Below are 14,381 nucleotides of genomic sequence, written 5' to 3' on the forward strand. Positions count from 1 at the left end.
GGCGGCGGGCTTCTTTCGAGGGCGGGCGCTTTTACGGGAATGCGGCCGCGGCCGCCAGAGTGTTGTGCGCCGCATATAACGCAACGTCAGCGTCGCGTAAGGTGATTGCCTGAATCTATTGGGAAAACCAATCCGACGCTCAGGACGCGACGGAATATTTCAGCTTTTTCCCTTGCCGGATTGTGCGTTGCACACTAGATTGAGGATGTGAGGCGTCGCTGACGCCTCGGCCCTTATGGGCGTTTCCTCCCTAATGAACTGCCGCGCCGATGGCGCGGCTTTTTTTTGGCCTGATGGTCACACGGCGGATCGCCCCGCGGGTGGTTTCAAGCCGCGTTGAGCGCACTCCAGTCGGCCTCGGCGAGCGCGCGCGTCAGGATTTCGACGTCGGCCTTCAGGGTCTCGAAGCCCGAGGTGGGCGAGAGCGTCGCCTCGTCCAGGTAGAGGGCGCGGTTGATCTCGATCTGGAGGGCATGGGTCCGCCTCCGTGGCTGGCCGTAGAATTCGGTGGTGTAGCCGCCGGCGTAGGGCGCGTTGCGCGCCACCCGATAGCCGCGCGCCTCCAGCGCCCGCTCCACCCGCGTCGGCAGAACGCCCGCGCACGCGGCGCCGTATCGGTCGCCGAGCACGACATCGCACGGCCGGTCGCGACCCGTCGCACGGGCGGCGGCGGCCGGCATCGAATGCCAGTCGATCAGGATGGCGAAGCCGTGAGCCGACTGGGCCTCGGCGATCAGGCCGGCCAGCGCCTCGTGGTACGGCCGATGCGCCCCGTCGATCCGCACGCGCGCCTCGGCGAAGGTCAGCTTGCGGCGGTAGATCTCCTGGCCCTCCGAGACCACCCGCGCGATGGCGCCCAGTCCGGCCGCCACCCGCGCGGTGCGGGCGCGGGCGAAGGGCGGCAGTTCGTCGGCGAACATGGCCGGATCCAGTTCGAACGGCTCGCGGTTGAGGTCGATGTAGGCGCGAGCGTAGCGGGCCGCGATCACCGCCGCGCCCAGGTCGGGCGCGGAGGCGATCAGGTCGTCCACGAAGGCGTCCTCCGAACGGCGGATCGACACCGCGTCCAGCGCGGCGGCGTCCATCATGTCGGCGGGATAGTCGCGCCCGGAATGCGGCGAGGCGAACACCAGCGGCGTGGGCGGCGCGCCCGGCGGCCCCGCCCGACGCAGGGTGAACGCCGGACCCGACGGCGGTTCTGCGGCCTGCGGCCGATTCAGCGGGTCCATGGTGTTCATCGCGCGCATAGAAGGCCGCCTCGCCCCCAGCGTCAAAGCCTTATGCCGCCGGGCCGAGGCGCGGGCAGCGCGTGGGGACCACGCCGGGCGCACGGCGCTTCATGGCGCCTTTACCCTTCGCCAGTTATTGTGCGCGATCAAGCTCCAGGCCCGATCATGTCCCGCATCCTGCTCGCCGAAGACGACGATTCCCTCCGCGGCTTCCTGGCCCGTGCGCTCGAACGCGCCGGCCATGACGTGACCGCCTGCGCCGACGGCGAGGAGGCTGTCACGTTCCTGGACGAACCGTGGGACCTTCTGCTCACGGACATCGTCATGCCCGGACTCGACGGCATCGAGGTGGCTCGCCAGGCCGCCGCCAGGCACCCCGGCCTCAGGATCATGTTCATCACCGGGTTCGCCGCGGTCGCCCTGGCCGCGGGCGAGCAGGCGCCCGCCGGCTCCAAGGTCCTGTCCAAGCCGATCCACCTGCGCGAGATCGTCTCGGAAGTGGAGCGGATGATCGCCGCCTGAGGCCGGCTCCAAAGTCGCATGCTGCGGCCTTGCTAAGCCCATTTGGCCTCTGTATATCCCCGCCTTCCCGAAAGGGTCCGCCAATGGCTCGGACGCGTAGCTCAGCGGGAGAGCACTACGTTGACATCGTAGGGGTCGCTGGTTCAATCCCAGCCGCGTCCACCATTCCGTCTCTCGACAATCGAAGATCTCGCTGAGAGCCGGCCTCCCCAGGGCAGGCCGCATGGGGCAAGCTGCATGGGGCACGCCGCACCGGCAGGATGTTCCGCGGAGGACCGAAGACCGGCCAGTCCTCAGTTCGGCAGCACCGGCAGGCGGATCCGGAACGTGCTCCCGACGCCGGGCTCGCTGGCGGCCAGCGAGATGGCTCCCGAATGCAGCTCCACGAGCTGCTTGCCCAACGCGAGGCCAATGCCGAGGCCTTCCTGCGCCCGCTCGGTCGGACTCTTCACCTGGGCGAACAGCTCGAAGATCTTCGACTGCATCTCGGGCGGAATCCCGATGCCGGTGTCCGAGACGTCGATCTCGACGAATCCGTCGGCGACCCGGGCCTCGAGCACGATGCGTCCGCCGGCCGGCGTATAGCGCGCGGCGTTGTTGAGCAGATTGCTGACCACCTGCGCGAGACGGGTGGGGTCGGCGTGCAGGCGCACCGCCTCGGCCGGGATGTCGGCCTCGAACGCGTGCCCCGCGGCGTCGATCTGGGGCTTGCTGGCCTCGATCGCGAACTGGAGCACCGTCCCTAGGGCGACGCGCTCCTTGGAGAGCGAAATCTTGCCCTGGTCGATGCGCGAGATGTCGAGCATGTCGTCGACCAGTCGCGTCAGATGGGCGACCTGACGCTCCATCTGGCTGTGAATCTCCTCGGTCTTCTGCGGATCCTTGCGCCGGCGCAGGAAATGGAGGCCCGCGCCCAGCGCCATGACGGGATTGCGAATCTCATGGCCGAGCACCGCCAGGAACTCGTTCTTATGGCGATCGACCGTCTGCAGCGCCTCGGCCAGGACTTCGAGCTCGTCGCGCTGAGCCATGATCTGCCGACGCTGCTGGTGCAGGTCGAAGAACACATTGGCCTTGCTGCGCAGGATGTCGGCCTCGATCGGCTTCTGGAGGAAGTCGACGGCGCCGGCCTCATAGCCACGGAACCGGCGCTGGCGATCCGCCGTGCCGGCCGTCAGGAAGATGATGGGCACGTGGCGCGACACCTCGGCGCCGCGCATGAACTCGGCCAGCTGGAAGCCGTCCATCCCGGGCATCTGCACGTCCAGCAGCGCCAGGGCCACATCGTGAGCCAGAAGCAGTTCGAGCGCCTCGTCGCCGGACCGCGCCTTGAGACACTCCAGCCCCTCGCGCCGAAGCAGCGCCTCCAGAGCCAGGAGGTTCTCCTGGAGATCGTCCACCAGCAGGAAGCGGATCGGTTCGTCGAGGCGCTTCATGCCGCCTCCAGTCCGGCCAGGTACGCGGCGATCGCATCCAGCGACATGACCCTGGCCTCGGGACAGGCCTCGACGGCGGCGGTGGGCATCGCGGCCGCATAAGCGCCCGCGGGGTCCTGAACCAGCGCCACGCCACCCGCGCCCGCCACCGCCTTCAGGCCCTGCGCGCCGTCATGGTTGGCGCCGGTCAGGACGATCGACGTCAGCGCCCCGCCGAAAGCGTCGGCCGCAGCCTCGAACAGGACGTCGATCGAGGGGCGCGAATGGTTCACGAGCTCATCGGACGACAGCGAAAGCGTTCCGTCCGCCTCGACCAGCAGATGGTAGTCGGACGGCGCGAAATAGGCCACGCCCGGGGTCGTCGGCTCCTTGTCCTCGGCCTCTTTGACCGCGATGCGACACTTGCCCTGGAAGAGCGGGACCAGCGCATTCTCCCGGTCCGGCGGCACGTGGACCACGATGAGAATCGGCGCGGGAAAGTCGGCGGACAGGGTCGGCAGGAGACGCAGCAGCGCCTGCACTGCGCCGGCGGACCCTCCGATGGCGATCGCTCCCGTCGAGGCGTCGGTCATGCGTCCTGCCTCTGGTAGATCTTGTCTTCGCGGGAGAATTCGAGAAATGCGGCGGCGTGGGCGGAGAAGCGGAGGCTCTCCTTCGAGCCCAGCCCCAGAAAGCCCTTGCGCGCGAGCGAGTCCCGAAGGAGGCCGATGGCGCGATCCTGCAAGGCGCGGTCGAAATAGATCAGAACGTTGCGGCACGAGATGAGGTGCATCTCCCCGAACACGGCGTCCGTCACTAGGCTGTGGTCCGAGAAGACGACGCGGCTGCGCAGGGACTTGTCGAAGATCGCCCGCCCGTAGTCCGCCGTGTAGTAGTCGGACAGCGAGGATCGGCCGCCGGACTTCTGGTGGTTCGCCGTGAACTTCTTGACCTGGTCGAGCGGATAGACCCCGGCCTCCGCGGCCTGCAGCGCCGCGGGGTTGATGTCCGTGGCGTAGAAGATCGTCCGCTCCTCCAAGCCCTCCTCCCGGAACAGGATGGCGAGCGAGTAGAGTTCCTCCCCGTGGCTGCACCCCGCCACCCAGACCTTGAGCGAGGGATAGGTCCGCAGGTGCGGCAGCACCTTCTCGCGCAGGGCGCGGAAGTACGACGGATCGCGGAACATCTCGCTGACCTGGACGGTCAGGTAGCCGAGGAGCCGGCTCAGGGTCGTCGGCTCGTGCAGGAGACTGTCCTGCAGGGCCGAGATGCTGGAGAAGCCCAACTGGTCGCGCGCCTGGACCAGACGGCGCTTGATCGAGGCGCGGGCGTAGCTGCGGAAATCGTAGTGGTAGCGCCGGAAGAGCGCTTCCAGGAGCAGGCCGATCTCCAGATCCTCGACCCCGTCCCGCACGACGGCGCTCATCGGGGCATCCAGACACGCACGAGGGACAGCAGCCGGTCGACGTCGATCGGCTTGGCCATGTAGTCGTTGGCGCCGGCCTCCAGGCAGCGCTCCTGATCGTCGGGCATCGCCTTGGCGGTCAGCATGATGACGGGAAGGTCCGTCCAGCGCGCTTCGGCGCGAATCCGGCGGGTCGCCTCCAGCCCGTCCATCACCGGCATCATCACGTCCATGAGCACGAGGTCGATGGCCGCCTGGGCGCCGTCGGCCGACTGGGCCAGCGCCACCAGCGCCTCCTGGCCGTTGCGTGCGATCTGCACCGATGCGCCCCGGGGTTCAAGCACGCTGGTCAGCGAATAGACGTTCCGCACGTCGTCCTCGACCACGAGGATGCGACGACCCTCGAGCACGGCGTCCCGGTTCCGCGCCTTCCGGATCATCCGCTGCTGCTCCGGCGGAAGGTCGGCCACCACCTGGTGGAGGAACAGCGACACCTCGTCGAGCAGCCGTTCGGGCGACTTGGCGCCCTTGATGATGATCGAATGCGAGTATCGGCGGAGGCGCTGCTCGTCGTCGGCCGACAGGTCGTGGCCCGTGTAGACGATGACCGGCGGGAAGGCGTGGTCGCCCTGACTCAGGCTCTCCAGCAGCGAGAACCCCGAAGCGTCGGGAAGGGAAAGATCCAGGACCATGCAGTCGAACGTCTGGGACCTGAGCGCCTCGAGGCACTCGGCGGCCGTCCCGACGCCCACCGTCTCCACGTCGCCAGACGCCAGCAGACGGCTCACCGCGTCGCGCTGGACGTCGTCGTCCTCGACGATCAGCACCCGGCGCATGGTGCGGGTGAGCTGCGACTCGAGGTTCTGCAGCACCTCGGAGAGCTGCTCGCGCTGCACCGGCTTGATGAGATAGCCTACCGCGCCCAGCGACAGCGCGGTCTGGCTGTGATCGGTCCCCGAGACCACGTGGATCGGGATGTGCCGGGTGGCGTCGTCCCGCTTCAGCCGGTCCAGCACCGTGAGGCCGGACTGGTCCGGCAACCCGACATCCAGGACGATGGCGTGCGGCTTGTATTGCGCGGCGACGCTGAGGGCCTCCTCGGCGGTGCCGGCCACCAGGCACTGGAAGCCCAGCTCGCGGGAGAGATCGCAGACGATGCCCGCAAACCCCGGATCGTCCTCGATCACCAGAAGCAGGCGACGCGCGTCGGTCAACGCGTCGCGGTCGTCTTCCACCTTTGCGACGGGGGCTTTCCGACGGACCCGCGGCGCGGCGAGGGCCTTCGTCTCGGCGGAAGGCGTCATCGGCGGCTCATGGGCCGCGATCTCGCCGGGCGCATAGACGAACGGAATCGTCACGGTGAAGGTGCTGCCCTCCCCGGGCGTGCTTTCCAGGGCGATGACGCCGCCCAGCAGCCGCGCCAGTTCCCGCGAGATCGAGAGCCCGAGGCCCGTGCCACCGTACCGGCGGCTGATCGTGCCGTCGGCCTGTCGGAAGGCCTCGAAGACGCCCTGCTGCTGCTCGGGCGAAATCCCGATGCCCGTGTCGCTGACGGCCAGCGCAAGCCGATCGACGCCGGTAGGCGCGACCGTGAGCCGCACGACGCCCCGCTCGGTGAACTTGAAGGCGTTCGAAAGCAGGTTCTTGAGGATCTGCTCCAAGCGCTTCCGGTCGGTCTCGATCATGGCCGGCGCGTCGTCGGCGATCGCGATCTCGAAGGCCAGCCCCCGCTCGTCGGCGACCGGCTGGAACAGCGAGCGCAGGTCGTTCGAGAGCCGCGCCAGGGCCACGGTCTCGGGGCGGATCTGCAGCTGGCCGGCCTCGATCTTCGAGAGATCCAGGATGTCGTTGATCAGGGTGAGGAGGTCGTCGCCAGACGAGTGAATGGTCCGGGCGTATTTGACCTGGTCGTCCGAGAGGTTGCCGTCGGGGTTGTCGCTCAGCAGCTTCGACAGGATCAGCAGCGAGTTGAGCGGCGTACGCAGCTCATGGGACATGTTGGCGAGGAAGTCGGACTTGTACTGGCTGGCCTGTTCGAGTTCTCGGGCCTTCAGCTCGATCGCCGCTGCGGTCCGCTCCAGTTCGTCGCGCTGTGTTTCGAGGGTCTGGGCCTGTTCCTCGAGCTGGCTGTTGGTCTGCTCCAGCTCGACCTGCTGCTGTTCCAGGCGGACCTGGGACTCCTTCAGCGCGCGGCCCTGCTCCTCAAGTTCCTCGTTGGAGACGCGAAGCTCCTCGGCCTGGACCTGCAGCTCCTCCGACTGTCGCTGGGTCTCCTCGAGCGCAGCCTGCAGCTGCGTGCGGTAGCGGGCGGAGCGCAGCGCGACGCCCATGGCCGCCTCGCCCTGTCGCAGCAGTTCGAGCACCTGCGCGTCGACGGGCTTCAGGAAGCCCAGCTCGATCACGGCGTTGACGAAGCCGTCCGTCGTCGTCGGCACGATCACGAGATGTCGCGGCTTGTCGCGGCCGAACGCCGAGCCCAGCGTCAGATAGCCTTCCGGGACCTCGTCGATGACGATCAGCCGGCCCTCGGAGGCCGCCTGGCCGAGCAGGCCTTCCTTGATCCCGAAGCGCAGGGGTACGCCCGCATCGGCGGGAACGCCCAGGGTCGCGGCCAGCCGGTACTCGGCGGATTCCCCCTTGAACACCGCGCCGGCGTGGCTGCCGACGTATTGGGCGAAGAAGGCCAGGATGGCTTCCGAGAGTTGTTCGACCGACTTCTCGCCCATCATGGCGGCCGCAAGCTGCACCTGCCCCGCCTGGAGCCACGCCTGCCGCGCCCGCGTCCGCGCGTTGCTGCGGATCAGTCCGAAGACGATCACCGTCAGCGCGGCCCCCAGGAGACCGGAGAGCACCCCGCTCAGCACGGCCGTACGCTGCGCGACCTTCATCTCGGCAAGGCCAACCTCGCGAAGGCGCTGCTCTTCGCGACGCATGGCTTCGTGGCGGGCCCGGATGGCGTCCATCTCGGCCTTGCCGCGATCCGTGTTCACGACCGCAAGAGCCGCCTCGGCGCCTTCCCGCGTGCGCAGGTCGATCGTCTCCCTCAGTTCGGCCAGCTTGGCTTCGAGACTGCGGCGCAACTGGGCGATGTTGTTCTGCTGAACAGCATTGTCGCGGGTCAGGTCGGCGACCGCATCCAGGCGCGGGGCCGCGTCCGCCACGGCGCGTTGATAGGGCTCCAGATAGCGGTCGTTGCCCGTGAGCAGATAACCTCTCTGGCCGGTTTCTGCGTCCTGGATGGTCGACAGGAGATCGTCGATGGCGACGATCACCGCGTGGGAGTGGCGGATGCGGGCGTTGTTCTCCTGCAGCGCGGCGATGTTGAGATACGAGATCGCGCCGCTGACGAGGAAGAAGAGCAGGACCGCGACCAACCCGAGATGGGTCCACACCTCGCCCCGCGACCCGGAAGGTGAATCGAGGCTGGGGCGGGGTGTCGGCATGGATGTCCTGAACGAGGCGGGGGCCTCTCACTTGCCTAGCGGGTCGGCGCCCTGACGGGCAAGAAGTCCGAAGCGCCAAAATGCGTGATCGATTCCCGTGGGGCTCGCGGGCATCGATACGCAACGGGTCAAAAACGATGCGGCCAGGAATTCGGCCATACGCCCCGCCAACACAACGACCGAGCTTCACTGTGGTTCCGCCGGAAAGCGCACATGCGGTCGGAGACTGGGCGGCGCCTCGCCACAGGCCACCCTGCGCCACGTCCATGCCCGGCGTGGCGGGCGGCGAAAGAGGTCCGCCCAGCGCCCCCGGACGCCGCAAGACCTCCGGACTCGGACGGCGGCTAGCGGCCGCGCAGGAAGAGGGTGACGCGGCCGGGCCTCCGCGCGGTCACCGTCACGCTCCGGGCCTCGACGACGGCCTCGGCGTCACCCTCGATCGACAGGTCGAAGCCCGCCGGGAACTGGATCGCCGGAGCGTAGACCTCGGTCGGAGCCGGGATCGCCGGATCGGCGTCCCACGCAACCTCGAACACCCGGGCTTCCCGGTCGAAGCGCACGCGCTCCAGCCGCCCCTGCAAGGCGCGCGCATAGGGGCGGCAGAAGCCTTCGATCGCCCGCCCCCCGGAATCGGCGCCCATCCCGGCGTCGGCCTGGTCGGCCGAGTAGATGGACAGGTCCTCCTGGTTCCAGCCGTCGCCGACCATGAGGTCGTTGCGGTTGGATGCGGTGTAATTCCACTGGGCCGAGTGGATCTGGAGGGTGTCGATGGCGTCGTACATGAGCCCGAGCGCCGCGACATGCGCGTCCCACATCGCCGGATCACGCCGGCCCTCGGCCCACAGGTCGTAGGCCCGGCCGTCGTCCAGGTCGAACGGGATGCCGAATTCACCCAGCAGCGACGGCGCGCCGCCGCCGGGAAAGGTCGCGGCGGGCCGCGTGCTGCGGAAGGCGATCTGGCGCGTGAAGCGGTCGCGCACCTCTGCGGCGGAGGTCGCCTTCTCTCCGGTCGCGAGGTCGAACGAGGCGTTCGGGTCGAACGCCTTGAGATACAGCGTCGCCGAGTCGTACCAGTGGCTGGCGTTGACCGTGCGCTCGGGCAGGTCGGCGGGGAAGGGCCGGCCGGCCGCGGCGCCGTAGGGATCGATCTCGGCGAACACCGACCAGTCGGGGTTCTCGGCCCGGGTGACATCGGCCACCTGACGGAAGAGGGGCCCAAAGCCATCTTCGGAAATGGTGATCCGTCGGCCGCCCCGGGTACGGAAGAATTCCTCGTCCAGCGCCTCCGCACGGTCGCCCGTGAGGCGATAGGCGCCGGCGCGTTCGAACGGACAGTCTCCCGTCCAGATCCGCACGCCGTCGGGGTTCAGCACCGACGTCTCGCCCACGTCGCGCGAACGGCCCGTATGCGGATCGCGTACGAGACGCGGGACCTCGACCGTGAGGCCCTGGGCGGCGGCCAGGGAATCCAGCGCCGACAGCGCCGGGCCGGGGGCCGCACGGCCAGGGTTGTCCTCGCTGGGACCCAGGTGCCGGTAGCTCAGCCGTTCGCCCACCCAGCCGGGCGCCGGCTCGTTGAGCGTATCGAAGCCCAGGACATTGGGGAGATCCCTCACCCGTCGCGCCACCTCGCGCATGGCGCCGAGATACGCCTGTTGCAGCACATCCTGGATATTGCGGCCGTCGACCCGGAAGTCCGGCGTGAAGGTCCGACCGCCCCAGAACAGGGTCCACATGATGGCCGCGGCCGGCAGGCGGTTGTTCCCGCCCCAGCTCATCTGGGGATAGGCGTCCTGGCGGCCGCCCTTCGCATAGTCGTACTTGGCCTGCATCACGTGGGCCGCGCCAGCGCGGTGGAAGCGGGTGAGGTCGAGGCCCGCGGCTTCGAAGGTCCAGCCGGGCGCGCCGTCGCCGCCCGTCATCCGGCTCCAGGCGTCCTGGTGGAAGTCGATGAAGACGTGGAAGCCGTGTTGGCCGGCGCGCCGCGTCACCTCGACGAGGTAGTCGAGATAGGCTTCGTCGTAGCGGCCCGGCCCCGCGTGCTCCACCGCCTCCCACGTGGTGAGCAGGCGCAGGAGGTTGAAGCCCCAGTGGCGGAGCCGGCCCAGATGCTCGTCGGCCTCTTCCAGCGGGAACGGGCGACCGATGAACGACACCTCCCGGTGATCCGAGAAGTCGGAGGGGAAGTTCGTCCCGCCGCGAGGGAACGGGACCTTGCAGTCGCCGCCAAGGTTGACGCCGCGCAGGATCACCTGGCGGCCGGCGGCGTCGAGGAAGAACCGCCCGGACTGGCGAACCGGCGAGATATCCATGCTTCCTCCACGCGTCGCAACGACTGGCAATTTATGTATCTAATATTGCCTACTGGACGATTTCAGATCGAAAATCTAGACAAGGCGCATGGAGCGGCGAGCTTTCGGATCGACAGGCCTGGACATCGGCGTCCTCACCTATGGCGCGATGACGGTCGCGACCGATCCCGGGTTGAGGGACGGGGTCGCGCCTTCGCTGCTGGCCGCCCTGGAGGCCGGGGTGAATCTGGTCGACACCGCGAGGGTCTATCCGGGCTCGGAAGAGATCGTGGGCGCGACGATCCGCGCCTGGAGCGGCCCGGCTCCCCATGTCTCCACCAAGGTGCGTTCGCGGGCGCGGGACGCCTACCGCTTCGCCTGCCCCGTCTCCGAAGCCTATCCGCCCGCAGCCATCCGCGAGTCGGTGGAAGACAGCCTGAAGGCCCTGGGCCGCGACGTCCTGGACATCGTCCACCTGCACCAGTGGCACTACGGCTGGACGCACGACCTGACGTGGCTGGAGATGCTGCACGCCCTCCGCGATGAGGGGAAGCTGCGGCTCATCGCCGTCAGCGTCCAGGACCACGAGCACGACGCGGCGCTGGAGCTGGTGAGCCGCGGACTGGTGGACGGCGTGCAGGCCATCGTCCATCTCTTCGAGAGCCGACCGGCCAATGCGCTGCTGCCGCTCTGCGCCGAACGGGGCGTGGGCGCGATCGCCCGCTGCGTGCTGGATTCCGGCGGCCTGACCGGAGGGCTCAGCGCCGAGGACTTCACCGCGCGCACCTTCCTCAAGCACGCGCCCCATGCTGACTATGCGGCCCGGCTGGCGGCGCTGGAGGCCGCCTTCGTCCCCCGTGTGGCCGAGAGCCTGCCCGAACTGGCGCTGCGCTTCACGGCCTCGCTGCCGGGCGTCTCGACCCTGACCCTCGGCCTGCCCGAGCGCCGGTTCGTGACGGACGCCGCCCAAAGCCTGGCGAAGGGGCCCCTGCCGGCCGAGGCGGTGACCGCAATCCGGCGCGAGCACGTCTGGAGCCGGAACTTCTACGAGAAGCTGCTGTGAGCCGGTCGGTCAGCTTCTGCTTCGACGACGGCTTCCGCCGGACCGCAGGCGGGGTGCGCGAGGTGTTCGAGGCCCGCGGCGTCCACGCGGCCTTCTGCGTGCTGGCTGCGCCGGAGCAGACGGCCGACCCGTTCATCCGCGCGACCCCCGTCGCGGACTGGGGCTGGTGGCGCGAGACGGCGGCGGCCGGACATCCGGTGGAGGCGCACGGCTGGGCGCATGAACGCCTCGCCGACCTGCCGCTTTCGGAAGCCTGCGAGGGGCTGGACCGGACGCTGGACGTATTCCGGCGCGAACTGCCGGGCTTCGAACCGTCGCGGCAGGTGTTCCACCTGGCCTACCTCGCCGCCCCGCAGGCGGTGGTGGATCACCTGGCGCAGAAGTCGCTGGGCGTCCGGCGCGCCCTGGGCGGCGCCGGGCTGAACGCCGCGCCGGGCCGGGACATCGACTGCGTCACCTTCGGCGACCCCGCCGACGAACGGCTGGCCGCCCGGATCGACCGCTTCCTCGCCGAGGAGGACGGTTGGCTCGTCCTGGTGCTGCACGGCCTCGACGGCGAGGGTTGGGGGCCGATTCGCCGGACGACCCTGGAAGCCCAGCTCGACCGCCTGCTCTCGGCCGGCGTGCGCGTGGCGCCGCCGAGCCACGTACTTCCGACCGGGGGCTGAACGCCCGCCGCCGGGGCTTTGCGGCGATGCTAGGCGATCGTCGCCACGCCGGCGTTTCCGTCCTCGTCGCCCCAGGCGACGCGCCGGGCGTCGGGACTCATGGCGAGGGCGGTGATCGCGGCGCCCTTCTCGGCCTTGATGCGCTCGATCCGCTCGCCCGTGACGTCGGCGGCCCAGACCCGGCCGTCATCGAGGCCGGCGGCCAGCCAGGCGGTCTGGGGCGCGGTGGCGATGCGAGTCGTCAGCGCCGCCTCGTCCCAGCCGATCTCGGCGGCCTGCTTGCCCATCGGGCCCGTCGCGCCGGCGAACGGCCAGCAGACCGCGCCGTTGGCGCCCGACGTGGCCATCAGGGCGCCCTTCTGGAGGAAGGCCAGGCTCTTCACCTTCGACGGATAGCCGCCCATCCGCATGTTCTTCTCGTCGGCCACGCGCCAGCCGTGGAGCTGGTTCTCCTGCATGCTGCTGACCAGGAACCGGCCGTCCGGGCTCCAGGCGAGGCCGATGTGGCTGCCGGCCCATTTCAGAACCACCGCCTTCTGGTCGGCAATCCGGGCGTACCAGAGCCAGGCGCCGCCGTAGGTGGCCGCGGCCAGGCGGCGTCCCTTGGGGTCGAAGGCGATGTCGGCCACAGACGCCTCATGGGTGAAGACCCGGGTGAATGACGGATCGGCGGGATCGCGGACGTGCAGGTCGCGCCCGGCGCCGAAGGCGATCAGCTTCGATTCCGCCGACGCCGCCAGCGATTCGATCCACCGGCCCGGAACCCTGGCGACCTCGACCGCGCCCGCGGGCGTCGTCGCCACGACCCGCCCGTCGTCGCCGCCCGTGAGCACGCCATCGCCGGTCGGGGGCAGGCAGGCCGACAGCACCGCGCCGTCGTGGACCTCGACCACCTCGCCGCCCTCATAACGAAGGGTTCCGTCACCGAGGGCGAAGGCGGCGCGACCGGCGCGATCGAAGAGGGCGGCCGTCACATAGGCGTCGAAAGCGAAGGTCATGGCGTCGCTCTAGTCTCTGGGGGGCGGCGCGGGCAAGGCGATTGGCGACAGGATCGGGCGCCGGGCCGCATCCGAACGGCGTTCGGGCGCTTTCGGCTTTACAAGCTCCCGACGGCTTGCCAATGGTCCGGACGACGGGCGCGGACGCGAGCGCTCATGGGAAGGAATTGACGGTATGGGCGCAAAGGTTGGCGGAGGGGGCGGCTCGAAGTTCGACCTCGGCCAGAACGCGGACATGAACGTGACGCCCTTCGTGGACGTCATGCTCGTGCTCCTGATCATCTTCATGGTGTCGATCCCGGCGGCGACGACGTCGATCAAGCTCGACCTGCCGCCCGCGATCCCCCCGCCCCCCGGGACGGTGGTGAAGGAACCCACCCTCATCAACATCCAGCGCGGCCAGGCCGTGTTCATCGGCGAGCAGGCCACGTCTCTGGAGCGCCTGATCCCGGATCTGTCGGCCCGGCTGTCGACGGACGATCCGACGATCCCGCCGACCGAGCAGCGCGTCTACATCCGCGCCGACCGCGACGTGGTCTACGGCGACTTCATGGCCGTGATGAACACGCTGCAAGGCAACGGCTTCTATCAGGTCGCTCTGATCAACGAAGAGATCTAGAGGCTACGCAGTTTAGAGTTCCGAAGGCCCGTCGGGAAACCGGCGGGCCTTTTTGTTGCGCCCAATCTGTCGCCCAAGCCGCCCGACATGCTGTCGCTTGTCATGGGTTACATGTGTGATATATTACATGCGTAACCTTTTGGAGGTCGCCATGGGAGCCGCTCTTTCCGCACGCCACGACGCCTGGGGCGTGCCCCAGAACGCGGACATCAACGTCACGCCGTTCGTCGATGTGATGCTGGTCCTGCTGATCATCTTCATGGTGGCTCTCCCGGTCTCGACGGTGTCCGTGAAGGTGGACCTGCCGCAGGCCTCCGCAGCGCCGCTCTCCGCCCCGCCCCCGGTGGTGGTCAGCCTGACGCTGGCGGGTGTCGTCTACGTGGGCGACCACCGCACGACTCTCGAGGCGCTGCCCGACGATGTAGCCGCCGCCCTGGGGCCACAGCCCGGCGCTCCGCGAATCCATCTTCGAGCGGACGAGGCCGTGAGCTATCGCGCCCTCATGGAGGTCATGAACCGCCTGCGCGAACGGGGATACGAGCGCATAGGCCTCGTGGGCGAGGCGTTCTGACGGCGCTACGCGCCCAGCCGGAACAGCCCGAACGGCCCCCGTCCGGAGATGGCGTGGCCCAAATTCACCATTAACGGCCGCACAACCCTGTGGGGCTACGGTGAGCCTCAAATGGTGGGGCCAGAACGGCCCCGGACAAGCGCGAAAAAGGGCGCGG

At 69.0% G+C, this 14,381-nt stretch carries 12 protein-coding genes and 1 tRNA gene; 6 read left to right on the forward strand and 7 right to left on the reverse strand.

Annotated elements, in window-relative coordinates:
• Nucleotides 1-326: 326 nt before the first annotated feature.
• Entirely contained in the window at nt 327-1,238 is a 912-nt protein-coding gene (locus tag ABS78_RS04745; protein WP_293375790.1) for an N-formylglutamate amidohydrolase, read from the reverse strand.
• A gap of 156 nt (nt 1,239-1,394) precedes the next feature.
• On the opposite strand from ABS78_RS04745, the gene cpdR reads away from it, so the two are divergent.
• Nucleotides 1,395-1,751, forward strand: coding sequence for a cell cycle two-component system response regulator CpdR (cpdR, locus tag ABS78_RS04750; protein WP_293375562.1), 357 nt, complete (start codon nt 1,395-1,397; stop codon nt 1,749-1,751).
• 90 nt (nt 1,752-1,841) lie between these two features.
• A tRNA-Val gene (locus tag ABS78_RS04755) sits at nt 1,842-1,916 on the forward strand.
• Nucleotides 1,917-2,044: 128 nt separating this feature from the next.
• Here ABS78_RS04755 and ABS78_RS04760 read toward each other — a convergent pair.
• From ABS78_RS04760 to ABS78_RS04780, 5 genes are all read right to left on the reverse strand, one after another.
• Nucleotides 2,045-3,187 carry a hybrid sensor histidine kinase/response regulator gene (locus ABS78_RS04760; protein ID WP_293375564.1) on the reverse strand — a complete coding sequence of 381 codons (1,143 nt, stop codon included), beginning with the start codon at nt 3,185-3,187 and terminating at the stop codon, nt 2,045-2,047.
• Nucleotides 3,184-3,759, reverse strand: a complete 576-nt coding sequence (locus tag ABS78_RS04765; RefSeq protein ID WP_293375566.1) for a chemotaxis protein CheB — start codon at nt 3,757-3,759, stop codon at nt 3,184-3,186. The genes ABS78_RS04760 and ABS78_RS04765 overlap by 4 nt, the downstream gene beginning before the upstream one ends.
• Nucleotides 3,756-4,592, reverse strand: coding sequence for a CheR family methyltransferase (locus tag ABS78_RS04770; protein ID WP_293375568.1), 837 nt, complete (start codon nt 4,590-4,592; stop codon nt 3,756-3,758). The genes ABS78_RS04765 and ABS78_RS04770 overlap by 4 nt, the downstream gene beginning before the upstream one ends.
• Nucleotides 4,589-8,014 carry a response regulator gene (locus ABS78_RS04775; RefSeq protein ID WP_293375570.1) on the reverse strand — a complete coding sequence of 1,142 codons (3,426 nt, stop codon included), beginning with the start codon at nt 8,012-8,014 and terminating at the stop codon, nt 4,589-4,591. The genes ABS78_RS04770 and ABS78_RS04775 overlap by 4 nt, the downstream gene beginning before the upstream one ends.
• Nucleotides 8,015-8,358: 344 nt before the next feature.
• A complete protein-coding gene (locus tag ABS78_RS04780) occupies nt 8,359-10,326 on the reverse strand; it encodes a cellulase family glycosylhydrolase (RefSeq protein WP_293375572.1) in 1,968 nt (655 codons plus the stop codon).
• An 88-nt stretch (nt 10,327-10,414) separates the two neighbouring features.
• Between ABS78_RS04780 and ABS78_RS04785 the strand changes: the two genes are divergently transcribed.
• Together ABS78_RS04785 and ABS78_RS04790 are read left to right on the forward strand one after the other, a co-directional pair.
• A complete protein-coding gene (locus tag ABS78_RS04785) occupies nt 10,415-11,368 on the forward strand; it encodes an aldo/keto reductase (RefSeq protein WP_293375574.1) in 954 nt (317 codons plus the stop codon).
• Nucleotides 11,365-12,036 carry a polysaccharide deacetylase family protein gene (locus ABS78_RS04790; protein ID WP_293375576.1) on the forward strand — a complete coding sequence of 224 codons (672 nt, stop codon included), beginning with the start codon at nt 11,365-11,367 and terminating at the stop codon, nt 12,034-12,036. Before ABS78_RS04785 ends, ABS78_RS04790 begins: the two co-directional genes overlap by 4 nt.
• Before the next feature lie 29 nt (nt 12,037-12,065).
• Here the strand turns inward: ABS78_RS04790 and ABS78_RS04795 are convergent, their stop codons facing one another.
• Nucleotides 12,066-13,034, reverse strand: coding sequence for a WD40 repeat domain-containing protein (locus ABS78_RS04795; RefSeq protein WP_293375578.1), 969 nt, complete (start codon nt 13,032-13,034; stop codon nt 12,066-12,068).
• A gap of 175 nt (nt 13,035-13,209) precedes the next feature.
• On the opposite strand from ABS78_RS04795, the gene ABS78_RS04800 reads away from it, so the two are divergent.
• Both ABS78_RS04800 and ABS78_RS04805 read left to right on the forward strand, forming a co-directional pair.
• Entirely contained in the window at nt 13,210-13,653 is a 444-nt protein-coding gene (locus ABS78_RS04800; protein WP_293375580.1) for a biopolymer transporter ExbD, read from the forward strand.
• Between the two features lie 151 nt (nt 13,654-13,804).
• Complete coding sequence (locus tag ABS78_RS04805) at nt 13,805-14,224, forward strand: biopolymer transporter ExbD (protein ID WP_293375582.1); 420 nt, start codon at nt 13,805-13,807, stop codon at nt 14,222-14,224.
• Nucleotides 14,225-14,381: the final 157 nt, after the last annotated feature.

The organism is Phenylobacterium sp. SCN 70-31, assembly GCF_001724605.1.
Lineage (GTDB): Bacteria > Pseudomonadota > Alphaproteobacteria > Caulobacterales > Caulobacteraceae > Phenylobacterium.